Origin of the sequence: Acetobacteroides hydrogenigenes (genome assembly GCF_004340205.1) — a bacterium.
Classification (GTDB): Bacteria; Bacteroidota; Bacteroidia; order Bacteroidales; family ZOR0009; genus Acetobacteroides; species Acetobacteroides hydrogenigenes.
This window is the reverse complement of record NZ_SLWB01000001.1, coordinates 26984-53391: the sequence shown is the minus strand read 5'-3', so window position 1 is coordinate 53391 and position 26408 is coordinate 26984. Positions and strand designations below refer to the sequence as shown.

The window sequence follows — 26408 nt, the reverse complement described above, 5'->3', positions numbered from 1 at the left end:
GGGGGCAGGGGGTGGGTTTGTTCGTTTAAATCAAAGACTCCCGCTCCACTTTGCCTTCTTGACCCACCCCTACCCCTCCCAAGGAGGGGATAAACTGCGTCTATTGGACCTTATACGTTTGAATTCGGAAGGCTATTCTCTCTGGCCTTATTCTGTGTGGCCACTGCCTACGCTTAGTCCGAACTTCGTTACCTTACTCCTCAAAAACCTTTACCCCACTGTTGTTAATGGCGGTAACGTAGGTGTGGTAGTCGATGCCCAGACGGGTGAACACCTCTGCCATCACCGTCTCCACCTTGAGGGCGGTAGCCTCGTCCTTGCTCAGCATAAAGATAGATGGACCCGAGCCCGATATGCCGCCGCCTAGCGCCCCCACCTCCTTGCACCGCGTCTTCACCTCGTCGAAGCCGGGGATTAGGATGCTGCGGATGGGCTCGATGATGACATCCTCCAGCGAGCGCCCCAGCAGGTCGTAGTCCTTTTTGAGTAGGCCAGCCACTAGCCCGGCTACGTTGCCCCATTGCTTTATGGCATCCTTCAGTTCCACCTGGTGCTTGAGGATTTTGCGGGCGTTCTCGGTCTTTACCTCTATCTGCGGATGCACCACGGTGACGTGTAGCGCTGGCGACGACAGCTGCACTACGTCGAGTGGAAAGATGGAGCGGATAAGCGTAACCCCGCCAAGTATGCAGGGGGTGATGTTGTCGGCATGCTTCACGCCGCTGGCCACCTTCTCGCCGCACATGGCAAAGCGCACCAGGTCGTCGGAGGAGAATCTATTCCCAAGCAAATAGTTTGCGCCCACCACCGCTCCGGCTGCGCTAGCCGCGCTGGAGCCAATGCCGCTGCCCGGCTTGATTTTCTTCTTAATCTCCACCTCGAAGCCTACTTTCCCATCCAGCTCATCCATCAGCGCAAGGAGGGCTGCTCCCGCCACGTTGTCGGGCGGGTTGGTGGGTAGGTTGTAGTCGTCCTTGTTGATGATGCGGATGATGGGCTCGTCGATGAGGCGGAGCACCATCTCGTCGTAGGGTGCCTCTAGGGCAAAGCCCAGTATGTCGAATCCGCACACCATGTTGGCTACCGTTGCTGGCGCGTGGACTTTTACCTGTTTTACCATTTCTTTGTTTGTAAAGTTTGTATTTAACGTGAGTTCGATCTAAGTATTGAATAATTGAAATGTAACCCAAACAGGTTAGCATAAGATAGAATCAGTACGACTCCCCTCCTTTTCAAGGAGGGGTCGGCGCAGCCGGGGGTGGTTGTAGTTGAAAAATCAGATAATTTCTTGCTGTATCGACTAAAACCACCCCGCCCTTCGGGCACCCCTCCTTAAAAAGGAGGGGAATACCCGCTTAGCAACCTTTGCTTTTTAACATTATCTTCTTACGTTGAACTGACGTTAACTAATTGACATTAATTCGTTACCAGCTAAACCCTTGCCGCCCTAATAATGTCGGAGAAGATTCCAGAGGCTGTTACCTCAGCACCTGCCCCTGCTCCTTTTACCACCAGCGGCTGCTCCTTGTAGCGGTCGGTGAAGAAGAGCACGGCGTTATCCTTACCATCGAGGTTGTAGAAGTCGCTTGTTGGGCTAACGGCCTGCAGGCCTACCGATGCCTTATCACCCTTAAGCGTTGCGATATACTTCAGGCGCTTGCCCTCGACTTGTGCCTTTTCGAGCAGCTCTTTAAAGTGGGCTTCGTGCTTGGCAACCTCGCCGTAGAAGCTGGCGATATCACCCTCCATGCACGACTCGGGCAGGAATTCGGCGTTCTTTATCTGCTCCATCTCCAGCACACGGCCCGATTCGCGAGCAAGTATTAGTATCTTACGCATAACATCCGTTCCGCTGAGGTCGAGGCGTGGGTCGGGCTCGGTGTAGCCCTCGTCCTGCGCCTGCTGCACCACCTCGGCAAAGGTGCGGGTGCCATCGTACTTGTTGAATACGAAGTTGAGGGTTCCCGACAGCACCGCCTGTATGGAGCTAACCCTGTCGCCGCTGCGGAGCAGGTCGTTGAGGGTGTTGATTACGGGTAGCCCGGCGCCAACGTTGGTCTCGAACAGGAACTGGGCGTTGAACTTTCTAGCAAGGCTCTTCAGCTCCGAGTATTCGCTGTAGGCCGACGAGCAGGCAATCTTGTTGCAGGTTACCACCGATATGCTTCGTTTTAGGAACGACTTGTAGGTTTTGGCAATAACGTGGCTTCCCGTATTATCTACGAAGATGGAGTTGCGCTTATTCATGCCAACCGCCACCTCGATAAACTTTTCGAGGTTCATTGCCGATCCTACGCTTAGCTTCTCCTTCCAGCTGTCGAGGCATATGCCATCTTCGTCGAAGTGCATCTGGCGGCTGTTGGCAACGCCAATCACCCTAACCTGTAGCTTTAGCTGCTCCTGCAGGTACTCCTGCTGATGCCTTAGCTGCTCTATAAGGCGGCTTCCCACATTCCCAACGCCCACCACAAACAGGTTGATCTGCTTGTACGAGGTTTCGAAGAAGCTTTCGTGAAGCACGTTCAGTGCTTTCCGTAAATCGGAGGTCGATATTACGGTGGATATATTTCTTTCGGATGATCCTTGGGCAATGGCCCTAACGTTAATGCCGTTGCGCCCCAATGCGCCAAACATCCTTCCGCTGATGCCGGGCTGGTTAACCATGCTGTTACCCACCAGGGCAACCACTGAGAAGTCGCGCTCGCTCTTTATGGGGTACACCACGCCTTCGGCAATCTCGCTATGGAACGCCTGGTTAACGGCATTCACGGCGCGGTATTCGTCGCTTTCGCTGATGGCAACGCATATCGAGTGCTCCGAAGAGCCCTGGGTAATCAGAATAACATTCACACCCTCGCCGGCTAGCGCGGCAAAGAGGCGCTTCGAGAAGCCAGGTATGCCAACCATGCCAGCCCCTTCGAGGCTAAGCAGGGCAATGCTGCTGATGCTCGATAGCCCGCTAATCTTTTCGCTTCCGTCGTGAGCAGAGTCGGTAATCAGCGTGCCGTGATCGGCAGGGGCAAAGGTGTTCTTTATCCATAGCGGAATCTTCTTGCGCATCACCGGCTGCACGGTGGGCGGATAGAGCACCTTGGCGCCAAAGTGCGACAGCTCCATCGCCTCTTGGTACGAGATGCTCTCTATGGGCTTGGCGTTGCGTACCTGGCGGGGGTCGGCGGTCATCATGCCGCTAACATCAGTCCAGATCTCCAGGCGGCTGGCGCTTAGCGCTGCGGCAAGTATGGCAGCGGTGTAGTCCGATCCGCCACGGCCTAGGGTGGTGGTGTTGCCAAAGTCGTCGGAGGCAACAAAGCCGGGGAGTATGGCGATTCGCTCGGTCGAAGCCTCGAAGCACTTCCGAATAAGCCTATTCGTTGCCGAGAAGCTTACCGCCGCGTGGCCAAACTTGCTGTTGGTCTTTATCAGCTCGCGGCTGTCGATCCACGCGTGAGGAATGCCATCGGCCTCCATCTTTGCCGAGATGATGCGCGAGGTGATCAGCTCGCCAAACGACACCAGCCGATCGGAGGTGCGCGGCGACATCTCCTGCAGCACAAACACCCCGTTGCAGATCTCCTCGATGGTGTTTATCTGCTGCTTCACCATGCTTAGCGTGGCGCTTTGGGTGGTGATGGGCAGCATGTGGCGCACGTATTCGAGAAAGCGATTCTCGATCTCGGCAATAATCTGCTTGTACTCCTCGCTCTGCACGGTTGCCAATCGGCCGGCCATCAGCAGCATGTCGGTTATGCCGCCCATGGCCGAAACAACAAAGGCGATGGGCCGCTTTTCGGCCGACTGCTTGACGATGCTTAGCACCGCTTCTACGCTTTGAGGTGTTGCTACCGAGCTACCTCCAAATTTTAGGACTCTCATATGTTGGAAATTGATATTGGACAAGAATTCAGCTTCTACATCTCCCTGTAGAGGCTACCATAAAATGGTCTGTGGTTAATATGGAACAACGCAACCCCTTACAGGGTTGTAGTTGTAGCTGTGGTAATAGTTATAGTAATAGTAGGGCAAAGCCCGGTACCAATACCAGCAATAGCAAGCGCAGCCACCGATAGTGGCATGGTAGGAGTTGAGGCGATATGTGAGAAAATCTGCTTCAAGCGCTTGCTCTTTATTTTGACTTTGGGCAATATCAAAAAAAATATCTACCGATAGCTCGGTGCAATGCTTCTTTTCGTTCTATTTAATAGTAAAGGATCAGGTATTTACAGATTGGCAATCTTACAGATTTGGCTATTTAAGCACCTTTCGGGTAAGGATGTTTTCGTAAAGCAGCCGATATACCACTACGTTTATTTGTTATAAGGAACAAATGTTTGATATGTATAAGCCTAGAATTTTGAGAGGCGTTTATGGATTGTGCGCAGGTGGGGGGCGCGGGGGGAAGAGGGAAGGAGAGAACTGCTTTGGGAGTACTCTGCTAAGAGTAGGCTCTGCTTCGTTCGGCGAAGGCTCCTGCCTTCGTCAACTCTATTTTAACAGGCTTTAGCCTGTTAAAATAGATTCGAATACTAACCCTTAGCTAAGCGTAGGCTCTGCCTACGCTTCTGTTTCTTACGGCCTCCAGCCGTACTTTATAGGCTAGAAGCCTTGGCTACTCGAGCGGAGCAATCGTTACTTTTGCTTATGTATTTCTACCTGTTCTTGCATTATACGCACGGCTTCCGAGAATTGCTTGGCGGTACAAGTAAGCGTTATACATTCGACATCTGCCTTACCCTTATGCTTAATAAGGATATCTCGTACAGTATGCGGCAACGAAGAGGTCCTTGTTGGGATACTTACCCAAACATTCGCCTCAACGGATTCTATCTCCTCGAAGCGATATGCCTTAACGCTATATCTGTACATTAGGATTGACTCCTGCATTTCCATCCGGTCTTCATATATCAATGTACAGGAGGTCAAAAAAGTCAGCAATAAAAGAAGAAGATCCACCCCCATCAGAAGCGAGAATAAAATGGGATTAACCGAAATAAAGGATGCAAACACTGCAACCAGTGCTACAAGTAGCACTTGGAAGAAGTTCACCACGTACCGCGTAGGTCGTATTTCGAATAGCACCTTCTTTTCTTTTTTTCTCAACTGTTCTAAAGCCATAGGTTGCCTAATAATTTTGGTTCTAAAAGTAGAATAAAATGTCTTAACGATTCGGGGAGTAAAGAAAACAAGTTCAAAAAGGTTGATAATACTGCAAATTGTATCGACGCCGATGCAAATTCAACCCTAGCTAAGCGTAGGCAGAGCCTACGCTTTTTTGTTACTTACGGCCTCCGTCCGTACTTTATAGGCTAGAGGCTAGAAGCCTTGGTTACTCGAGCGGAGCGAGGACGCTCCGCTCAGCGGGGGGCACTACGTGCCGCTTAAAGCCCTATTTATTGTAGCCAGTTATTTTTGTCTTAAATCATTTTCGTTATCATCCATCAGCATTTGTTCTCTAATATATTCGTGGAATGATTTGTTTGTATAGTATAATTCAGCTGAAGCATGCCAAAATTCAACGACCTTTCCATCGTTTTTATTAAAATCAAATCCAGATAAATCTCCACAAAAGTTATCTCCAAAGAACATAATGTTGTTTGGAATTTTATAAGCGTTTTCTAGTCCAATGTCTTCAAAATCGAATAAATAAGGTTGGACATTAAATTGACATTCCCTAAAGTTACCACCACCTATTTCAGCCAAATAATCTAAATAGTCATCAGGGATATTAGGATAATCTGATTGTAACTTGATTAATGCCGCCTCATCTAAAATTTCCCTTTCATTTGTTTTGTCATCATGGCTTTCAACTTGATTAAGAAATTTCTGTTCTTTACTAAATCGCATAATTCAGACTCCTTTTATTATTAAGGGAATAATACTGTCCTTTTTTATAATTGGCTACAAAACCTATATCTACGCAGCTACCTACGTATATTTCCGCTTTACCTATAGCTTAAAGGTTACTGCTATACGATAGGCTTGCTAAAGTAGCAGCTTTTCGGTGTGGTTGTGCTTATTCGGAACAAACACTCCCGAAAAAGCAGCCTGCACCCTCCTTTTTGGAAGGTCGACCCTGCTTTTTGCAGCCTTCACCCTCCTTTTTGCAAGGTACACCCTGCAAATTGCAGCCTGTACCCTGCTTTTTTGAAGGTCGACCCTGCAAATTGCAGCCTACACCCTGCTTTTTGCAGGGTATACCTTGCTTTTTGCAGGGTGCACCCTGCTTCGAGGAGGGGTGTAGGACCGTTGTTCGGGGGTATACCAGCAAAAAGTTCCGGGAACCATTGGATCTCGGAACTTCGATGCGTTTGGCCGATACGCCTGCGAGGCGGGCTTCTCGGGGCTCCTTTACTTCTGTACCGCTTTCGTGGTTGGCGTAAACATAGGCTTAAGCCTTTCGTATATGGCCTTAGCCTTAGGGTCGTTCCGCGATGCAAAGTGCTTTACGGAGCTGTAGTAGTCCATGTAGGCCATAAAAACTTCGCTTCCGGCAAGCATCAGCGTATCGTTTACCATCATTTCGAGGTTCAAAATTTTGGTGGCAACCGGCGACAAATCGCTGATCACCTTAGAATCCTTGTTAACCTCGTCCATGCTAAACATGGGTGGCGTGTACTCCGGTGCAACGCTCATTTCGTTGGCGATGCTGCTTACCTTACCGGTGTTCCTGATACCCAATTTGGGCAGCTCCTCCCGCTGGTCGGGGGTAAACTCCACGCAGTAGGGCTTTAGCGCCGTGTGGCACTCCTGCAGCTTGGTGTTCACCAAGTCGAGCACCTCCTGTGGAATAACTTTTGAATAGTCATTTTTCATTGGCTGTTGTTTTAGGTAACTAAAAATAACTTATCGAATGCTAAAATAGCAGATTTTGTAATAATTCATAAGATTTGTTCGAATTTTTGAGTGAAACATCAAATGTTGCTAATAATTCGGACGATTTCTTCGTTTGGCGAGTGCAAAACGGGTTTGAAACGCCCACCCCCAAGTTGGTGGAAGGCAAAATGGGGTTCAAACGTTCACCTCGTTCGGCAAGGCCCCTGCCTTCGTCGGCTCTGTTACTGCAGCCTATTGCCCGCAGAGTAGCATCTCCCGATCGGCGTCCAACGGCAAAATTCCCTACAAATCGGCCATCGCATAACCGCTTGTCAGAGAAAAATCGCTACCTTCGCCCGTCGGCCTTTGGGCCTCTTTTTTGGAATGCTGGCCTTCGGGCTTCTTTTTAGTTGGGAACGGTTCTTTTTTTTGATACGGCAATCCGTATATAACTAGATTTATATCACCATATGAACCGAACGATCTACAGCGTAATTACCGGAACGGGGAGCTACATCCCCGAACGAGTTGTAAAAAACGAGGAGTTCCTTTCGAATACCTTTTTTGACACCAACGGCAAGCCGCTCGATAAGGACAACCAGGAGGTCATCCAAAAGTTTTTGGAGATTACCACCATTTCCGAGCGCCGCTACGCCGCCGACGATCAGGTAACCTCCGATATCGTGCACCTGGCGGCCGAGAAGGCCATCGAGTCGGCGGGCATCGACCGCGAAACGCTCGACTACGTGATCGTGGCCCATAACTACGGCGATGTGCTCCACGGCAGCAACCGCGTAGACATGGTGCCCTGTCTTGCGGCCCGCGTTAAGCATAAGCTGGGCATCAAGAACCCCTTTACGGTGGCCCACGATGTTCCCTTCGGGTGCCCCGGATGGGTGCAGGCCATGATTCAGGCCAACTACTTCCTGCGCTCGGGCGATGCCAAGCGAATTCTGGTGGCCGGGGGCGATATCCTCTCGCGCGTGTCCGATCCGCACGACCGCGACTGCATGATCTTTGCCGATGGCGCCGCAGCGGTAATCCTCGAGGCCCAGGAAAGCGATGAGCCCGTAGGTATGCTGGCCCACAAAACCCGCTCCGATACCTTCCTTTACTCCAAGATGCTTCAGGCAGGCCCTTCGCTTAACCCCGCCGAGTACGCCGAGACGGGCAACCTCTACATTCGCATGAACGGCCGCAGGCTCTACATGTACGCCCTCGAGAACGTGCCAACGGCCATCAAGGCGTGCCTCGATACGGCCAACCTGCACCTTTCCGACATCAGCAAGGTGCTCATCCATCAGGCCAACGGCAAGATGGACGATGCCATTCTGGAGCGCCTCTACAGCCTCTACGGCATGGAGGTCCCCGAAGGGGTGATGCCAATGACCATCTCGTGGTTGGGCAACTCGTCGGTGGCAACCGTCCCCACGCTGCTCGACCTTATCCTGCGAGGCCAGCTGGCCCCTCACGAGATCAAAAAGGGCGACACCATCGTGATTGCCTCGGTTGGTGCCGGAATGAACATCAACGCCATAGCCTATAAGATGGCCTAGCCAAGCAGGCTGTGCCAAACCTATACGTAGAGGATGCCCCGTGCATCCTCTACCTTTTTAGCCCCTACCTTCGTACCCCCCCCCTGCCATCCCTTTAACCCTTTATTGCAAAAAGATGTAAAAACATCTCGAATAGGCATATTTGAAGAAAAATCGCCCTTAGTCCTTTCAATTTTCGAGCGTTAAACCGCATCTGGTATCGAATTATAGCCGTTGCTTCGATATTTAGCTATAAAATCGACGTTTTTTTCGTCAAATATTTTCCAAAGCCTGTTGTTTGAAGTTAAAAAAATATAATTTTGGCGCTCGGTGGATGATGTAGGTCTCCACTCGAACTGGCGCTCCGTAGGGCGCTTGTTCGGCTTAATAACGACCTATATAACTATTACTGAAAAAATATATGAGTACAAAAAAGCTAGCAGTGATTGCACTTGGCGGAAATGCGCTGCTTCGGGGCAACCAAAAGGGAACCATCGAAGAGCAAGAACAAAATGCAACCGACACCCTAGAAAACATTGTATTCCTACTTCGCCAGGGCTACAACCTGGTGATCAGCCATGGTAACGGTCCACAGGTAGGCAATGCGCTGCTTCAGAACGATGCAGGCGAGCAAGTGTACAACCTACCCCAAATGCCACTGGATGTTTGCGTGGCCGATACCCAAGGCTCAATTGGCTACATCATCGAGCGCGCCCTACGCAACGTGCTGCACAAGCACAACATCAAGCGCGAGGTGGTAACCCTGGTAACCCCCGTTTTGGTGGACATCAACGACACCGCCTTCTCGAATCCTACCAAGCGTGTTGGCCGCATCTACTCTAAGGAGGATGCCGACAAGCTGGCTGCAAGCAAGGGCTGGGTGTTTAAGGAAGAGGTAAAGGACACCGGCAGCGGATGGCGCCGTGTGGTTCCATCGCCAGCACCTAAGGGTATCCTTAACGAAAAGGTTATCGAGAGCATGGCCGATCAAGGCTTCATCGTAATCGCATCGGGCGGTGGTGGAATTCCTGTGTACTACGACGAGGAGGGCACCCTTCGTGCTGCCGAAGCGGTTATCGACAAGGACTCGGCATCGGCGCTTCTGGCCTCCAACATCAAGGCCAACGAGTTCTACATCCTAACCGATGTTCCCTACATCTACCTCAACTACAAGCAGCCTAACCAGCAAATTGCTGAGTTCCTCAACTACGACGATACCAAGAAGTATCTGGACATGGGCATGTTTGGCGAAGGTAGCATGGCTCCAAAGATTCGTGCTGCGCTTAAGTTTATTGAGCTGGGCGGCGAAAAGAGCATTATCACCGAAGCAACCAAGCTCGAGGATAAGAAGTACGGCTCTAAGATTACCATGGAGTACGACGCCAAGGATAAAACAATTGGCTGCAGCTGCTAAGCGGCATTGCCAAAGGCTCGTAGGCAAACGCCTATAGGAACGAAAAATAATGACAAGTAGAATGGCGTAGGTCGTAACAATTTGCTTACTTGCATAGGCAAATCGATCTACCATAAAATTTAATAACATGGCTTTTAACTTGCGAAATAGGAGCTTTCTTAAGCTTCTAGATTTCACCCCAAAGGAAATCGACTACCTATTGAATTTAGCTGCAGACCTTAAGAAGGCAAAGTACGCAGGAACCGAACAGCAAACCATGAAGGGTAAGAACATAGTTCTTCTTTTCGAAAAGGATTCTACCCGTACCCGCTGCGCATTCGAGGTTGGCGCTATGGATCAAGGTGCTCATGTAACCTACCTAGGCCCTGCTGGCTCGCAAATGGGCAAGAAGGAGTCTATGAAAGATACTGCACGCGTTCTTGGCCGTATGTACGACGGCATCGAGTACCGTGGCTACTCTCAAGAAATTGTTGAAACACTTGCAGAATATTCGGGTGTGCCAGTATGGAATGGTCTTACCAACGAGTTCCACCCAACTCAAATCTTGGCCGACTTCCTAACCATGCGCGAGCATACCGATAAGCCTCTTAGCAAGGTAACCTTTGCCTACTTTGGCGATGCCCGCAACAACATGGGCAACTCACTAATGGTAGGTGCTGCTAAGATGGGTATGGATTTCCGTGCCGTTGCTCCAAAGCAATGCTGGCCAGAGGAGGAGCTCGTTGCTAAATGCCGCGAGATTGCTAAGGAAACTGGCGCTAAGATTACCCTTACCGAAGATGTAAAAGAAGGTGCTAAAGGCTGCGACTTCGTTTACACCGATGTTTGGGTATCGATGGGTGAGCCTGCAGAGGTATGGGAAGAGCGCGTTAAGCTTCTTAAACCTTACCAAATCAACATGGACGTTATCCGTGCTACCGGTAACCCTAACGTGAAGTTCATGCACTGCCTACCAGCATTCCACAACCGCGAAACTGTTGTAGGTGAAGAAATGTACCAAAAGTTCGGTCTTGCCGAAATGGAAGTAACCGAAGAGGTATTCGAGTCTCCACTTTCAATCGTATTCGACGAGGCAGAGAACCGCGTTCACACCATCAAGGCCGTAATGGTTGCTACATTGGGTAACTAAGAAAACCTTATTAGATAGTATAGAAAAGCGCTCCATAAAGGGGCGCTTTTTTTATGCAGGAAATATCCAAGTTGCTCTCGCTATTGCTCAAATTCGGAAGGTCCAACAATCCTTTTTCTTCAACATCAAAGTAGCCTCTACCCATTCTGGGCATGTAGTATATACGCCTCCTTATGTAATGAGCTGCAAAACAACTAATGCAGCCGACTCTTTCAAGGTGATTTTATCTAAAAAAGGGAAGAATACCACTGTGGATTGTGATTTTAAATTATTCTTTTGCAGGTAATATTCGCTAGCTTTACAACTCATATTTGGAATGTATGAAATTGCTTGCAAGACTTTTTAGTATAAGCATCCTCCTTGCCTTGGTGTTGGCCAGCACCGGTACACAGGCAGGAGGAAATTCGCAGTATCGGTTCGACAACTTCTCTCAAGAGCAGGGGCTTTCTAACAACCAGGTTCAATCCATCTTTCAGGATCGCGATGGCTGGATTTGGATAGGAACAAGCCATGGCTTAAACCGCTTCGATGGGCAGCGTTTTAAGCAAATTAAAATGAAGGCAAAGGGTAGAACTAACCCTACAGATGGGCTAATCCGCGATATCTTTCAGGATAAAGATGGTGCTATTTGGGTAGGCGTAGAGAAGGGTGGACTTTACAGGCTACGAAATGGGGTTGAAGAGTTTGAGCCGGTTACCATAAAGGGGCTTGATGGAATATCTGTAAACTCAATAAGGTCGGATAAGGATGGAAATATCTGGTTAGGATGCGATAGTGGTTTGTATAAGCTAGTACAATCGGAGGATGGGCTTAAGGCAACCTTTATAAAGTTCAAGAATTCGCAGTTTGCAGTAGGACACATAAAAAAAATCCTAATCGACCATCGTGGGATTATATGGGTAGGAACAGATAGAGGATTGCTTACCTACAATCCCCTCAATAGGCGTCTTACAAGGGTAAGCGCTGGTGCAAAGTCGTACCTTACCGACGAAGTTTGGTCGTTATATGCCGATTCGTACCGAAAAATATGGGTTGGAACCTACAATAGCGGCGTGTACTACGTTAATGCCGACTATAAAAGTGTCAGCAAATTTGCCCCCTATCCAAGTCAGGATCGATCGCAAACCGTTAAGGCAATAACTCAGGATAAGAATGGCGATTACTGGTTTGGAACCCGAGCTGGGCTATATTCCTACAGCACATTAACCAAACAGTTTACCTACTATGGCCACGAGGACGAAGAGCAAACAAGTCTGGGGCAGAGCTCCATTCTTAGCCTTTTTGTTGATGCCAAAGGCGACCTGTGGGTAGGCACACGGGGAGGGGTTAGCTACCTAATCGACGAGAAGAAGTACTTTAAGCACTACTCTATGTCTAACTCTAAGGCCGATGGGCTGAACGATAACGAAATATACGCCATTTGGCCATCGGGCAACGACGAAGTTTGGTTAGGAACAGAGAGTGGGGGCATCAATATCCTAAACAGAAAAACCGGAAGATTTTCGTCTATTGCCAAAAAGAACAGCGGCTTAAAGTCGGATTGTATAAAATGGTTTATGCCCGATGAGCGCGGAAATGTTTGGGTATCGACCTACATGGGTGGCATTAGCGTTGTAAATGTCAGCTCTAAAAGGGTGCTAAAATCCTACGTTGCAACTCCCGGTAAAGCAGGTGGATTAAGCGATAATAGGGTGTGGATAACCTTTATGGATAGTAGAAAGCGTATTTGGGTTGGGTCGTATAAAGGCATAGACCTCTACGATCCGGTATCGGATAGCTTTATCTCTAGAGGCGATATTATCGGGAATAAGCAGGTTAACTGGATTGGCGAAGATTCGACCGGAGATATTTGGTTCGGATCGAACGACTATTTGGCAATATACAACCCTACAACTGGTACAAAGCGCATTGTCAACGAGGTTGTTCGAGATTTTTTTAAGCTTTCGGACAATACCTTTATGCTGGCTACTCAAGGGCATGGACTTGCCATTTTCGACAAGAAGAAAGGCGTAAAAGGATTTTTAACCGAAGCCGAAGGTCTTGCAAACGACTTCACCTATTCCATAGTCGATGATGGTGTAGGCGGACTTTGGGTGAGCACCTCCAATGGACTTTCGCGCTACGATCAGGCCAGCCACAAGTTTATGAACTACTATCGGGTTGACGGTTTGCAGAACAACCAGTTTAACTATGGAGCGTTTGCCAAAACACGAAGCGGCGAGCTCCTTTTTGGAGGCATAAACGGATTCAACATCTTTAATCCAAAGCAGGTAAAGCCCAACAGCTATCGACCTCCCATTGTAATTACTAACGTCAGCATATTCAACGAGCCTCTAAAGATTGAAACCGACGATGGAGCAAACTATAAGCGTATTTGCACCACCAAAGAGGTAACGCTTAGGCATAGCCAAAACATGATTACCTTCGACTACGCGGCCCTAAACTATGCTAAGGCCAATAAGAATCGGTACTCTTACAAGCTCGAAGGGCTCGAAGATCGTTGGGTTGATGCCCGAAATGCCACCTCGGTAACCTACTCGAATCTTGCCCCTGGTACCTACAAGTTTAGAGTTAAAGGCTCTAACTCCGATGGGCTTTGGAACGAAGAGGGCGCTGTTTTGACCGTTAAAATACGACCACCGTTTTGGGGGACAATTTGGTTTCGTGGATTAATGCTACTCGTATTCATTGCCGTTGTCATCCTCGTTATTCAGTTCCTAACCAATAGGGCCAATCTTCGCAATAAGCTCATATTCGAGAAGGCAAAAGCCAAAAAACTGCACGAAATAGATACCATGAAGCAGCAGTTTTTTACGAATGTTTCGCACGAGATACGAACCCCTCTAACCCTTATTGTTGGTCCAGTAGAGAAGGTTATGGAGAATCCATCGTTGAGCGATGGCGATAGGGCGCTACTTAACATGGTACGAAATAATGCCCAGCTCCTGATGAAACTTGTAAATCAGATTCTAGATTTTAAGAAGTTGGAGACGGGTAAGCTTAATGTCGATTATGACAAGGGGGATTTGGTACGATTCCTTGAGGGTGTAGTACAGCCATTCAACTTTATGTCGGCAGAAAAGGGTATTCGCTTTGTGGTTGATTTCCCCGAAAAGGAGATTAACATTTGGATGGATGCCGACAAAATGGCAAAAATTGTGAATAATCTTTTGTCTAACGCTTTCAAGTTTACGAAGCAGGGTGGCGAGGTTCGGCTAAGCCTGCTGCTTAAGGATTCCTACACGTTTGAAGATGTTGGCACAAAAAGCTGCTACGAAATATCGGTATCCGATACAGGAATGGGAATACCCAATAATAGCATAGACAATATTTTCAATCGCTTCTTTCAGGCCGCAAACTCAAAAGGAGTTACCGGAACAGGCATTGGATTGTCTATAGTAAAGGAGTTTGTTAAGCTTCTGCATGGCGATATAGATGTGCAGAGCGAGATGGGCGAAGGGACCACCTTTACCGTACGATTCCCGATACTTGAGGATTATGAAGTTCGTAAGGGTGTCGAAGGCGAGGAAGCATCAGTCCGACTCGGAGAGGATCAGGAGATGGTTGCTGCATCGGCAAAGTACCTTTTGGTAGTAGACGACAACTCTGATATTAGAGCCTTTATCCGCGAGCATTTTAAGCACGAATTTACCGTTTTGGAAGCTGAGAATGGAAAGGTAGGCTTTGATATAGCTGCTAAGTACATTCCAGAGGTGGTGCTTTCGGATGTGATTATGCCTGTAATGGATGGACAGGAGCTTTGTAGAAAGCTAAAGAAAGACGAGCGAACCTCCCATATTCCGGTGGTGCTGCTAACCGCTGCTAACTCTAAGGAATCGGAGATGAACGGCCTTATTGCAGGTGCCGACGACTATATCACAAAACCATTCGATGTTAAAATACTTAACGTCAAAATAGACAACCTGCTGCTGCTTCGTAATAAGCTACGCGATAAACTAAAAACAGAAATTCTGCTACAGCCTACCAATATCTCAATTACTTCGCCCGACGAACGATTCCTGAGAAAAGCAGTAGAGGTGGTGGAAAAGTATATGGCTGAGCCTGATCTCGACATTGAACTGTTTTCTTCGGAAGTTGGTGTTAGCAGAATGCAGCTATACCGCAAGCTTGAGGCTCTTACCAACATGACCGTAAAAGAGTTTATAAGAGACATCCGCCTACGTAGAGCCGCTCAACTGTTAGAGCAGAATAAGATCACCATATCGGAGGTGGTTTATGCTGTTGGCTTTAGGGATATAGCTCACTTCAGAAAATGCTTTAAGGATGTGTACGGCATGAGTCCATCGAGCTATCTCGAAAAAATTAAAAACGACAAAAAGGAGTAGAAGATTAGGTCTGTAGATTGAGTGATCTGCAGCCTTACTTTTGACAAACAGGTGTATACAACACGGTAATGGCTCCCTCAAACGGGCAAAAGGAGATGATGGTGTTACGTTTACCCTCGCAGATTGGGAAAAAATGATGCTTTAGGAAGACCGAAATGTAAGATATTCGCATCATATGCAGGAGCCTGCTTCGAAGGGAATTCCTTTGAAATGACTATCCGCAGAAATCTTATAAAGAGAATAGCGATGCTGAGATTTAAAAATATCTATTTAACCAGGACTGCAATTATAATTAGCGCTTGCTTAGTAGCAATTGCTCCGGCTGTTGCACAAAAAGACACTCATAACACCCCTAAAATGGCGCGTGAATGGCGTAGCTTTGTGAAGGAAAAACCGGTAGAATGGTTCGGCAGCAAGGAGGCCGAGTGTATTGCCCACAACATACTGCTTTACCAGCGTAGTTGTGGTGGATGGCCCAAGAATGTCCGAATGTCCGATTCTCTTAGCATCCCTCAAGAAGCTGCCATAGAAGATGAAAAGGAGCTAACCCAAGATGCCACCATCGATAATGGTGCAACCACTACCGAACTGGCTTTCCTAGCAAGAATATACAACGTAACCAAGCATCCTGCATACCGCGAAGCCTTTGCAAAGGGTTTTAAATTCCTTCAAAAGATGCAGCTGTCGAATGGTGGATGGCCTCAGTTTTATGACCGGAAGGGGTATTATACTCATATCACCTACAACGATAATGCAATGGTTAACGTTATGATCCTTTTAAAGAAGTTGGCAGACAGGGATGCTCTATTCGAACAGATAACAACGGAATCCGATGCGAGCATCGCACGAAAGATGTTTGATAAAGGTGTTGACTGCATTCTTAAAACTCAAATAGTTGTGGATGGCACTCCTACCGTATGGTGCGCCCAGCACGACGAAAAAACGTTGAAACCTGCAAAGGCACGTGCCTACGAGCTTCCTTCATTTTCGGGGCTGGAATCGGCCGAGATTACCAAGTTGCTTATGAACATTTCCAATCCTTCTCCCGAAATTATTAGGGCTGTAAAGAGTGCAATGGCATGGTTTGATAGGGCTAAAATTACCGGTAAGAAGCTCGAAACCTTTACAAACTCGGAGGGCAAGCGCGACCGCCGCTTGGTTGACGACTCACTTGCTGCTCCTATATGGGCTCGCTTCTATAATCTTGATGATATGCGTCCGTTTGTCTGCGACAGAGATGGAGTGAAAAAGTACGACATCTCCGAAATAGGCTACGAGCGTAGAACTGGATATGGATGGTATGGCGATTGGCCACAGGAGCTATACCCAAAGTACGAAAAATGGCTGCGCAAGCTTTCGAAGGCAAAAAAGTAGCGGGCCGCAGCTTAATACCTCAATCTTCTAGGAACATATGAAAAGGACACGATTTATGGCTTATGGAGTTGTGCTGGCCATCGTAGTTGGCATTGTTTTACCATCTACAGCAGCAAAACCTAAAAAGAAGTGCACCCGGTACTCTGTTTTAATGGGACAATCGGAAATGAAGCGCCATAAGGAACTTTGGATGGCGGACTTTGTTTCGGAGCCTAAGTGGGATTATACCCAGGGATTAATGGCATTAGCCATGCTACAGCTCGCTGATAGCACTGGCGACAAGCATTTTTTCGACTATGCAAAAGGTTTTGCGGATAAGTTTATCAACGAATCGGGAGACATTGCCACTTATAAGCTGGAGGAGTACAATATAGACAGGGTGAATCCTGGGAAGTTTCTTGTTTACCTATACCGTCAGACAAAAGTTGAAAAGTATAAAAAGGCGGTAGACCTGCTGCGCCATCAGTTTGATACGCACCCACGAACATCCGAAGGTGGTTTTTGGCACAAGAAGATATACACCAGCCAAATGTGGCTCGATGGCCTTTACATGGGGGCGCCATTTTATGCGCTCTACGCCAATGAGTACAACAGGCCAGATGACTTTGCCGATGCTATAAGGCAGTTTGAACTGGTAAACAAGTACACCTACGATCGTCTAACGGGGCTAAACTACCACGGATGGGACGAGCAAAAGCAGCAAGGCTGGGCCAACAAAGAAACGGGCTGCTCGCCCAACTTTTGGGGAAGAGCCATGGGCTGGTACGCCATGGGGCTGGTGGATGCGCTCAGCAGCATTCCTTCGGACTATCCCGGACGAGAAAAACTTCTCTCCATTTTAAATCAGGTTGCGGCTGGAGTAAAAAAGTATCAAGATACGGAAACTGGAGTCTGGTACCAGGTGCTCGATCAGGGTGATCGACAAGGAAATTACCTAGAGGCAACCGCATCTTCGATGTTTGTTTACGCCTTGTATAAGGGGGTACGCTTGGGCTATCTGGATAAATCGTACCTAGAGGTTGCTAAAAAGGGGTATAAAGGAATCCTTAACCAGTTTATCGTTAAGAATAGCGATGGAACAATTAGCCTTACCAGCTGCTGCGCTGTGGCTGGCCTCGGAGGGAAAAATCCGTATAGGGATGGCTCGTACGAGTACTACATAAACGAACAAAAGCGCGATAATGACCCCAAGGGAGTTGGTCCATTCATAATGGCAAGCCTAGAGGTAGAGTCGATTTGCGATAGGAAAAGATAGGTTTTTAGGTACGTTAGTTCTAGTCTTAAGGGGTAGCTCGGCGAATGCTGGGTTACCCCTTTGCTTGTGCATTGGAGAGCCGGCAGAAACTTATAGCGGCAGCCCAATCCACACTATTAGTCTACCTAAAATATGATGTAGTAAACTAGCAAACAAGAACTTTTCCTCAACTATAATACTAAATCGAATTTTTGCTGTTCAGGCATAGTGTATAATCAAGATAAAGGGAGGGGCATTCGTATCGATAATCGTATATTATGATCGATTATTAGGAGATGAAAATTCGATGCTTTTTTTTGCTGGTTTTGTTAGCTAAAAGGATGGGGTATGTGTGTAAGTGTTACTTATACATGGTTTTATGGTGTTTTTATGACGTTAAGAAATGTTACGAATGTGACGTTTTACCCCCTTGAATGGGATAAAACACACCCATCCTTTTGTGAATGTCGTCCTATATTGCATCCATAAAATCCATGAAAATGGAGGACTATTACATGAAGCTTACTTGCTAGTTGTCGGCAAAAAAGTGAAACCTAACAAAACTAAATTTCAACAATGAAACACATCTCGATTAAGCTTTTACTACTTCTTGCCTTCTTTGGGATTTCGAGCGCTATGGCTCAAGTTCAAGAGGTGAGTGGTGTGGTAAAGGATGAAAAAGGAGAACTTCTTCCTGGCGTAACCGTTCAGGTGGTGGGTTCAACTGTTGGTGCCTCTACAACGATAGATGGGACCTTTAAGATTAAGGTGAAAAATTTAAGCACTGCAATCCTCCGATTCTCATTTATTGGAATGCAGAACCAAGATGTTCCTTTAAAAGGGCAAAAGCAGATTACCGTAGTGATGAAGAATTCTTCTGTACAGCTGGAGGAGGTTGTTGCTATTGGCTACGGCATTCAGCGAAAGCGTGACATTACCGGATCGGTAGCCTCTGTTAAGGCGGAGGCTATTGCGGCAATACCTGTTGCATCTGCCCTTGAAGCTATGAGCGGACGCTTAGCCGGTGTTCAGATAACCTCAACAGAAGGTTCTCCGGATGCCGAAATGAAGATTCGCGTACGTGGAGGAGGTTCGATAACCGGAGACAATAGCCCGCTCTATATTGTAGACGGATTTCCGGTAGATCGAATCAACGATATTGCCCCTTCCGACATCGAGAGTATTGATGTTCTAAAGGATGCATCTTCGACCGCCATTTACGGAGCTCGAGGCGCTAATGGCGTTATCATTGTTACCACTAAGAAGGGTAAGGAAGGTAGGATGTCGGTTAAGTACAACGCCTACTATGGGGTTAAGAGCATTGCAAAAACGCTAGACGTGCTCCAGCCCTACGATTTTGCCAAGTGGCAATACGAGTTGGCTCTTCTGAAGGATGATCTGACAAGCTATACCAACTATTTCGGCGACTATAGCAACCTATCATCCTACCAGAATACTACTGGCACAGACTGGCAGAATGAGATATACGGGCGTACTGGCTACTCGATGAACCACAACCTTAGCCTTACCGGTGGTAGCGACAAGTTTAACTATGCTTTTAGCTACTCTTATCTAAAGGATAAGGCCATTATGGTTGGTTCTGACTTTAATAGAAGCAACTTTAACCTAAAGTTGAACCATAAGCCAAACAAAAAAATTACTCTTGACTATTCGTTCCGCTATTCGGATACCCGAGTAAACGGAGGTGGGCTTAACGAGCAAAACGAGGCGTCTTCGGCCGACTCCCGCCTGAAGCATACCGTAATTTATACCCCAATTCCACTTGGAACTTCTGGAAATTCAGATGACACCGACGAGGAAACATTTGGCGATTTAACCAAGCCTAATGTTGCTATTGCTGATAACGACAAAAAGCAACGCCGCATAAACTACAACGCTTCGGCTAGCGCTGCATGGGAGGTTTTCAAAAACTTTACAGCAAAATCGGAAGTCGGACTCGACGTGTACAAAACCAACGAGGAGCGCTTTTACGGCCGCTCTACCTACTATGTTAAGAATGCACCAGCAAGCGAAAACCAAGGGCTTCCTGCTGCCATCCTTACCGATAACGGTCGCGAACGCTTTAGAAATACCAATACCATCAACTACGACTTCAAGGAGTGGCTAGGAAGCGATCATAGCGTAAGCATGCTTTTAGGACAAGAGCTACTTCATACCAGCGCAAAGCAGCTTAGCAATACGGTTCATGGTCTTCCTAAGCTTTTCAACGCTACTCAAGCATTTAAGCTAACCTCGCAAGGTGTCGCATCGTCTATCGACAATTTCTACTACCCAGATGACAACCTAACATCCTTCTTTGGTAGAGTCAACTATAACTACAAGGGACGATATATCCTATCGGGAACCTTCCGTGCCGATGGATCATCGAAATTTGCAAAGGGTAACCGTTGGGGGTACTTCCCATCAGCCGCTGCAGCTTGGCGTATATCCGACGAGAACTTTATGCAATGGTCCGAAAGTTGGTTGAACGACATGAAAATTCGCTTTAGTTATGGTACTGCTGGTAATAACAACATTCCATCGGGCTTACTAAGCCAAGTATTTGTATCAACCAATACAGAGTGGATTAACGGAACAGGAAACTTCTGGGCGCCATCCAAAACAATGGCAAATCCCGATTTGAAATGGGAAACTACCTATACCCGCAACATTGGTATCGACTATTCGTTGCTAAAATCACGCTTAACAGGATCGTTCGAATTCTACTTAAACACTACAAAGGATTTGCTTATTGCATTTCCTGTTGCAGGAACCGGATACGATATCCAATACCGTAACATGGGAGAAACTCAGAATAAGGGAGTTGAAATCTCGCTAAACTGGATTGCCGTTGATAAAAAGGATTTTGGTCTAAACTTCAACTTTAACATAGGCTTTAACCGCAACGAAATAAAGAGCCTGGGTGTTATGAAAGATTTTGGCGCCGAATCGACTTGGGCCTCTACTGACATTGGTAACGATTTTTGGATTGCAACAGGCGGTTCTGTAGGCATGATGTACGGCTACAAATCGGCCGGCCGTTACGAGGTGAGCGATTTTGTGGGCTATGATGAAGCAACTAAGAAGTGGATTCTAAAGCCAGGAGTTCCTGATGCCAGTGCTGTTGTTGGCACTATTCGTCCTGGTTCAATGAAGCTGCAGGATTTGGATAACAGCGATAACAGCAACGTGATCAACGTTAAGGATCGTACTATTATTGGCGATGCCAATCCGAAGCACACTGGTGGATTTACCGTTAATACCCGTTACAAAGGTTTCGATCTATCAGCAGTATTTAACTGGAGCTATGGTAACGACATTTACAATGCTAACAAGATCGAATTTACCTCGTCGAGCAAGTTCCAATACCGTAATATGATTGATATCATGGCCGATGGAAAGCGTTGGACGAACATGGATTCTGAAGGAAACCTTGTGAACGATCCTACGAAGCTTGCAGAGATGAATGCCAATACAACGATGTGGTCTCCATATACAGGTCGCTTTATTTTTAGTGATTGGGCAGTTGAGGATGGCTCATTCCTTCGCTTAAGCACCTTAACGCTAGGTTACAATCTTTCTGGTCAGCTTCTTAAAAAGGTTAAGATGAGCAACCTAAGATTCTATGTAACCGCGTACAATCTATTCTGCCTAACTAACTACAGCGGTTTCGATCCTGAAGTGTCAACTCGCCGTAAAACAGCACTTACTCCAGGAGTAGACTATTCTGCATACCCCAAGAGCCGTCAGTTTGTTTTCGGCGTAAACTTGGCTTTCTAATTAATTAATAACGACTAAAATGAAAAGGTTTAAATATATTCTTGGATTCATTGCAGCTTCCTTTTTGGTTTCATGCGAAGATTATCTGGATACACCAGCCCAATCTACCTTGGATCAATCTATTATATTCGCTTCGCCAGATCTTGCAATGAAGGCAGTAATGGGTATTCATCAATCATTTGGCGAAACCAACTCGTACCGTGGACGCTATTTGGCATGGTACGGGCTAAACTCCGATGTTGAATGGTATAATAGTTCGGAGAAGACTACAGGACAAGCTCAACTTGCCAACTATACTGTAACCCCAACAAACGACCAGATGAATACAGCCAACAACGCGTGGGCTAAAATGTACGAGGGTATCGAAAGGGCCAATCTATGTATTCACGGTATACGCAAGTATGGAAATCCAACGCCAGGATCGGAAATGGGGCAGATTTTAGGCGAAGCACTTACCCTTCGTGCGCTTATTTATGCCGACCTAGTTCGTGCATGGGGCGATGTTCCTGCGCGTTTTGAGCCAATCACTACAAGCACTATTTACATGGCCAAGTCTGATCGCGATGTTATTTATAAGCAGCTTATTGCCGATTTAGGAGAAGCAGCGGAACTTGTAGCATGGCCCAATGCAACAACCATGACTAAAACAATTGAGCACGTAAACAAGGCTTTTGTTAAGAGTTTCCGTGCGCGCTTATGCCTTGTTGCTGCAGGTTATAGCTTACGTCCAGATGGTCAAATACGAAGAAGCAACGATCCTGAACTATCGGTTTCTAAAATGTACGAAATCGCTAAAAAGGAGGTCCTTGATGTAATAGGATCTAAAACTGCTAAACTAGAGCCAACCTTTGCTGATGTGTTCAAGAAAAACCTACGCGATGATGTGAGCGCAGGAGGCGAAGGCCTCTTTGAAATTCCTTTTGCTGATGGTCGTGGTCGTATGGTATTTACCTTTGGGGTAAAGCACAATAGCATTGACCAATATACTGCGCAAGCTAAGGGTGGTGATGCTGGTGTTGTTCCTTACCTATTCTACGATTTCGATACTAAGGATACAAGACGCGATGTTACCTGTGTACCCTACGAATGGAGTTCTGTAAAGGATTACGATAAAACAGGAACACGCTCAAAGCAGATACTAAACTCAAGTGGAGCTGCTAAATGGTACTTCGGGAAATTCCGTTACGAGTGGATGAAGCGCCGTGTTACTTCTACTAACGATGACGGAGTCAACAAGCAGTATATGCGCTATGCAGAGGTGCTACTTATGGCTGCCGAGATTTTGAACGAGCTAGAGGGGCCTGCTGTTGCCGCTCCTTACCTAAAAGAAATTCGTCAAAGAGCATTTAATCGTGCCGAATGGCCAACAAAGGTTGATGCCTATGTGAATGCACTACAAGACAAGGAGTCGATGTTTAAGGCTATAGTTGATGAGCATGCATTCGAATTTACAGGTGAGATGCTACGCAAGGAGGCGCTAATTCGTTGGAACCTTCTTAAAGATAAGATGGACGTAGCAAAAGTAAAGATGACAGAGCTATCAAACCTAAGCGGACGTTATTCGGATGTTAATGGCAAGCTGTACTCTCGTTATGCAGCCGATGGAGAAACTCTCGAGATTTACGGCTTAAATAGAGGCGAAATAGAAGATAAGACAAGTGAATACTCTACTGTAACATCTTGGATTTCTACTACCAAACTCACTGCACTTAAGATTAACTCGCTATACTTAACCGACCCAAATACGCGTCAGTTCTGGCCAATTTGGCAAAACTTCATTGATTCTAGCAATGGACTCCTGAAGAACGATTATGGGTATTAACCATTAGGTACTAGCATAACCTCTAATTTGCTTTTATCTAACATGTTTTGTCAAGTCTGTTCCTCTTTTTAAAGAGGAACAGAATCAGACAAAATTGATAAAAAACACCCTAAAGATTTGTGTCCGTAGCAGGAAGGGCCATCGCCAAGACCAGCAATAAAGCATCTTGGCGATGGGAACTTCCAAATAATCTTCAAAAAAAAATAGGCTACACAAACAAGTGCGCAGCTAAGGGTGGCGGTAACGTGTATCTAATTGTAGGATTCAAAGAACTAAAGTAATGAGAACTGGAATTGTAAGTCTCTGCTTTCTACTGTTGCCTGTGCTAGGCTTTTCACAATCTGGCATGAGGGTTAAGTTAACAAATAGAGAAGCGGTTGCATTTACAGATTATATGGTAAAGCTTCCGCTAGAACAGGTTAAGTCAAAGATACCATCTTTCGAGGAAAGCAAATTTGTAGCTGTTGACGATAAACGCGAAATAGCCCTGCAGGTTATTTCAAATGGACGGAATAAGCATGTCATATTTCCTGCAAACATAGGGAAGAATGGAAAAAAAACTGTCCTAATAAGGAGGCCAAGTGAATCATTCTCCTATCCTAAGCGCACCTATGCCGAGATCGTTAAAAAGGAAGGGGGCGTATTCGTAAACCGCAAATATCAGGGTGGCGAATGGGTAAAAACCAACTTCATTCGCGTTCCCGACGAACATACCGACCACTCCTTTGATATTAAGTATGAAGGCCCAGGCTGGGAGAGCGATAAGGTTGGCTATCGTTTCTACCTCGATTGGCGTAATGCCACCGATTTGTTCGGAAAGGTAACCAGTGCTATGGTTCTCGATAAGGTTGGTGTAGATGGATTCGATTCGTATCATGAGCTTAGCAGCTGGGGTATGGATGTCCTAAAAGTTGGTCCATCATTGGGCGTTGGATCTATCGCTTATTGGGATGGAGAAAAGGCAAACCGTGTTGCTAAAACCGACAGTGTCGTTAGCAGAATTGTCGCAGATGGGATCATCCAGTCTAAAATAGAAACAATCTATTACGGTTGGGAGATTGGAGGAACAAAGCATCTGCTAAAGTCTGTAATTACTATAGATGCAGGTAGCCGAACTTCAAAGCAGGAACTTTTTATTGAAGGTGAACTACAAAATCTCTGTACAGGAATTATTAAGGATCCCAAGGCAGAGCTACTTCTTAGCGGTAACAACAATGCCGATTGGGGTTTTGTTGCAACCTGGGGGCCACAAAGCCTAAACAAGGATAACCTTGGCCTTGCCGTTCTCTACCGTAAGTCAGATTTGATAAAAGAGGTTGAAGATAAGGATAACCATGTGGTCGTTCTAAAACCAACCAAAGGCCAGGTGCAGTACTACTTTTTAGGTGCATGGGAGTTGGAAAAGGATGGGATAAAAACAAAATCTGATTTCTTGAACTACTTGTCAATCTTACAAAAGCAGTTAAGCGAGCCCGTTACGGCTACAATATTTTAAATTGAAAACTACCTAGTAAAAATGAAGACGGGTTTTGCTTTTAAGGCATTGGGTGGGCTTATTGCAGTAGTTATGCTGCTTTCCTTTTCGAAGAATTCGGAAGCGGTTGATCCATGGAGTTATAAGGATAAGATACTTAAGCAGATTAAAGAACCTTCGTTTAGAAAAATGCAGTACAACATTCTCGAATTTGGAGCAAAGGAGGGTATGGGGTTTAACTCGGGTCCTGCAATAAAAAAGGCAATAGAGGTTTGCTCAAAAAATGGAGGAGGAAAGGTTGTTGTACCCGAAGGTATATTTTATACGGGGCCAATAGAACTTAAGAGTAACGTAAACTTACACATATCTCAAGGTGCTACTCTTCGATTTTCAACAAACCCAAAAGATTATACGCCATTCGTGCTGACTCGTTGGGAAGGTATCGACTGCTACAACTATAAGCCGCTGATTTATGCTTACAATCAAAAGAACATAGCCATTTCTGGAAAGGGTGTCTTAGACGGAATGGCCAATGAAACAAACTGGTGGCCTTGGAAGGGACGCTCAGAGTATGGTTGGAAGGAAGGAATGCCAAGCCAAGAGCATAACCCCGAAGGGAAAAATAAGCTGGTGATGATGGAAAGCAATAGCACGCCTATTGCTCAGCGAATTATGAAGGAAAGCGATCTGCTCCGACCTCAGTTTATCAACATTTACAAGTGCGAGAGAGTTTTGATAGAGGGTATTAAGATTATCAACTCCCCTTTTTGGCTCGTTCATCCGCTTATGTGCAACAATCTTGTCGTTCGTGGAATTACCGCAGAGAGTAATGGCCCTAACAATGACGGTTGCGATCCCGAATCCTGTAAAAATGTGCTGATAGAGGATTGCTTCTTTAATACAGGCGATGATTGTATTGCTATAAAGTCGGGACGTAATAATGATGGACGCCAATGGAATATTCCTAGTGAGAACATTCTAATCCGCCGCTGTACCATGAAAAATGGACATGGAGGAGTGGTTATAGGTAGTGAGGTTTCGGGTAACTGCCGCAACGTATTTGCCGAAGATTGTGTAATGGATAGCCCACTGCTCGAAAGGGTAATTCGAATTAAGTCGAATTCGTTTCGAGGGGGAGTTGTAGAGAACATATACGTCCGAAACATAAATGTTGGGCAATGCTCAGAGGCGGTTCTACGTATCGAACTGAGCTACGAGGTGAAGTCAGGAACTCAAGGCGGCCACACTCCCTTGGTTCGAAACATTAATCTAGAGAATGTAACATGCTTAAAAAGCCGCTACGGCGTGTTTGTCGATGGAGCAACAGTTGAAAATCAGGTGTCGGGCATAAACCTTACGCGCTGCAACTTTAAGCAGATTTCTGATGGTAACAAAGTTTCAGGTGTTTCGGATATTAACCTCAAAGATGTAATTATTAACGGTAAAGTGCTGGTGGAAATGCCATCGGCTCAAAATAAGAATTAGCA

At 46.5% G+C, this 26408-nt stretch carries 15 protein-coding genes; 10 read left to right on the top strand and 5 right to left on the bottom strand.

Features of this window, described 5'->3' with window-relative positions; all coding sequences use genetic code 11:
• Positions 1 to 193: 193 nt before the first annotated feature.
• From CLV25_RS00185 to CLV25_RS00165, 5 genes are all read right to left on the bottom strand, one after another.
• Positions 194 to 1120: a homoserine kinase gene (locus CLV25_RS00185; protein ID WP_131837610.1), complete on the bottom strand. Its 927-nt coding sequence runs from the start codon at positions 1118 to 1120 to the stop codon at positions 194 to 196.
• A 311-nt stretch (positions 1121 to 1431) separates the two neighbouring features.
• A complete protein-coding gene (gene thrA, locus CLV25_RS00180; protein WP_131837609.1) occupies positions 1432 to 3876 on the bottom strand; it encodes a bifunctional aspartate kinase/homoserine dehydrogenase I in 2445 nt (814 codons plus the stop codon).
• A gap of 753 nt (positions 3877 to 4629) precedes the next feature.
• Positions 4630 to 5115 (bottom strand): hypothetical protein, encoded by a 486-nt coding sequence (locus CLV25_RS00175; RefSeq protein ID WP_131837608.1) that lies wholly within the window; start codon positions 5113 to 5115, stop codon positions 4630 to 4632.
• Between the two features lie 288 nt (positions 5116 to 5403).
• The gene (locus CLV25_RS00170; protein ID WP_131837607.1) at positions 5404 to 5844 is read right to left on the bottom strand and encodes an SMI1/KNR4 family protein; all 441 of its coding nucleotides are present in this window, start codon (positions 5842 to 5844) and stop codon (positions 5404 to 5406) included.
• A 504-nt stretch (positions 5845 to 6348) separates the two neighbouring features.
• Positions 6349 to 6813 carry a hypothetical protein gene (locus CLV25_RS00165; RefSeq protein ID WP_131837606.1) on the bottom strand — a complete coding sequence of 155 codons (465 nt, stop codon included), beginning with the start codon at positions 6811 to 6813 and terminating at the stop codon, positions 6349 to 6351.
• Between the two features lie 470 nt (positions 6814 to 7283).
• On the opposite strand from CLV25_RS00165, the gene CLV25_RS00160 reads away from it, so the two are divergent.
• The 10 genes from CLV25_RS00160 to CLV25_RS00115 all read left to right on the top strand — a co-directional run bounded on the left by CLV25_RS00160 (position 7284) and on the right by CLV25_RS00115 (position 26406).
• Positions 7284 to 8369, top strand: coding sequence for a 3-oxoacyl-ACP synthase III family protein (locus CLV25_RS00160; protein WP_131837605.1), 1086 nt, complete (start codon positions 7284 to 7286; stop codon positions 8367 to 8369).
• A 400-nt stretch (positions 8370 to 8769) separates the two neighbouring features.
• Positions 8770 to 9762: a carbamate kinase gene (gene arcC, locus CLV25_RS00155; protein ID WP_131837604.1), complete on the top strand. Its 993-nt coding sequence runs from the start codon at positions 8770 to 8772 to the stop codon at positions 9760 to 9762.
• A 127-nt stretch (positions 9763 to 9889) separates the two neighbouring features.
• The gene (gene argF / locus CLV25_RS00150; protein WP_131837603.1) at positions 9890 to 10891 is read left to right on the top strand and encodes an ornithine carbamoyltransferase; all 1002 of its coding nucleotides are present in this window, start codon (positions 9890 to 9892) and stop codon (positions 10889 to 10891) included.
• 320 nt (positions 10892 to 11211) lie between these two features.
• Positions 11212 to 15237, top strand: a complete 4026-nt coding sequence (locus CLV25_RS00145; RefSeq protein WP_131837602.1) for a hybrid sensor histidine kinase/response regulator transcription factor — start codon at positions 11212 to 11214, stop codon at positions 15235 to 15237.
• Positions 15238 to 15594: 357 nt separating this feature from the next.
• Positions 15595 to 16611 carry a pectate lyase gene (pelA, locus tag CLV25_RS00140; RefSeq protein ID WP_243649573.1) on the top strand — a complete coding sequence of 339 codons (1017 nt, stop codon included), beginning with the start codon at positions 15595 to 15597 and terminating at the stop codon, positions 16609 to 16611.
• 37 nt (positions 16612 to 16648) lie between these two features.
• On the top strand, positions 16649 to 17866 hold the full coding sequence (locus CLV25_RS00135) for a glycoside hydrolase family 88/105 protein (protein WP_131837600.1): 1218 nt from the start codon (positions 16649 to 16651) through the stop codon (positions 17864 to 17866).
• A 555-nt stretch (positions 17867 to 18421) separates the two neighbouring features.
• Complete coding sequence (locus CLV25_RS00130) at positions 18422 to 21625, top strand: SusC/RagA family TonB-linked outer membrane protein (RefSeq protein ID WP_207895564.1); 3204 nt, start codon at positions 18422 to 18424, stop codon at positions 21623 to 21625.
• A 19-nt stretch (positions 21626 to 21644) separates the two neighbouring features.
• Complete coding sequence (locus CLV25_RS00125) at positions 21645 to 23447, top strand: RagB/SusD family nutrient uptake outer membrane protein (protein WP_131837599.1); 1803 nt, start codon at positions 21645 to 21647, stop codon at positions 23445 to 23447.
• Positions 23448 to 23727: 280 nt separating this feature from the next.
• Positions 23728 to 24942 carry a DUF4861 domain-containing protein gene (locus tag CLV25_RS00120; RefSeq protein WP_131837598.1) on the top strand — a complete coding sequence of 405 codons (1215 nt, stop codon included), beginning with the start codon at positions 23728 to 23730 and terminating at the stop codon, positions 24940 to 24942.
• 21 nt (positions 24943 to 24963) lie between these two features.
• Positions 24964 to 26406: a glycoside hydrolase family 28 protein gene (locus CLV25_RS00115; protein ID WP_131837597.1), complete on the top strand. Its 1443-nt coding sequence runs from the start codon at positions 24964 to 24966 to the stop codon at positions 26404 to 26406.
• Positions 26407 to 26408 lie beyond the last annotated feature (2 nt).

Coding starts and splice junctions, on each gene's coding strand:
- CLV25_RS00145 (WP_131837602.1), top strand. CDS start 11,212: ATGAAATTGCTTGCAAGACTTTTTAGTATAAGCATCCTCCTTGCCTTG.
- argF (WP_131837603.1), top strand. CDS start 9,890: ATGGCTTTTAACTTGCGAAATAGGAGCTTTCTTAAGCTTCTAGATTTC.
- CLV25_RS00185 (WP_131837610.1), bottom strand. CDS start 1,120: ATGGTAAAACAGGTAAAAGTCCACGCGCCAGCAACGGTAGCCAACATG.
- CLV25_RS00125 (WP_131837599.1), top strand. CDS start 21,645: ATGAAAAGGTTTAAATATATTCTTGGATTCATTGCAGCTTCCTTTTTG.
- CLV25_RS00165 (WP_131837606.1), bottom strand. CDS start 6,813: ATGAAAAATGACTATTCAAAAGTTATTCCACAGGAGGTGCTCGACTTG.
- CLV25_RS00160 (WP_131837605.1), top strand. CDS start 7,284: ATGAACCGAACGATCTACAGCGTAATTACCGGAACGGGGAGCTACATC.
- CLV25_RS00120 (WP_131837598.1), top strand. CDS start 23,728: ATGAGAACTGGAATTGTAAGTCTCTGCTTTCTACTGTTGCCTGTGCTA.
- arcC (WP_131837604.1), top strand. CDS start 8,770: ATGAGTACAAAAAAGCTAGCAGTGATTGCACTTGGCGGAAATGCGCTG.
- CLV25_RS00175 (WP_131837608.1), bottom strand. CDS start 5,115: ATGGCTTTAGAACAGTTGAGAAAAAAAGAAAAGAAGGTGCTATTCGAA.
- CLV25_RS00170 (WP_131837607.1), bottom strand. CDS start 5,844: ATGCGATTTAGTAAAGAACAGAAATTTCTTAATCAAGTTGAAAGCCAT.
- pelA (WP_243649573.1), top strand. CDS start 15,595: ATGGCGCGTGAATGGCGTAGCTTTGTGAAGGAAAAACCGGTAGAATGG.
- thrA (WP_131837609.1), bottom strand. CDS start 3,876: ATGAGAGTCCTAAAATTTGGAGGTAGCTCGGTAGCAACACCTCAAAGC.
- CLV25_RS00115 (WP_131837597.1), top strand. CDS start 24,964: ATGAAGACGGGTTTTGCTTTTAAGGCATTGGGTGGGCTTATTGCAGTA.
- CLV25_RS00135 (WP_131837600.1), top strand. CDS start 16,649: ATGAAAAGGACACGATTTATGGCTTATGGAGTTGTGCTGGCCATCGTA.
- CLV25_RS00130 (WP_207895564.1), top strand. CDS start 18,422: ATGAAACACATCTCGATTAAGCTTTTACTACTTCTTGCCTTCTTTGGG.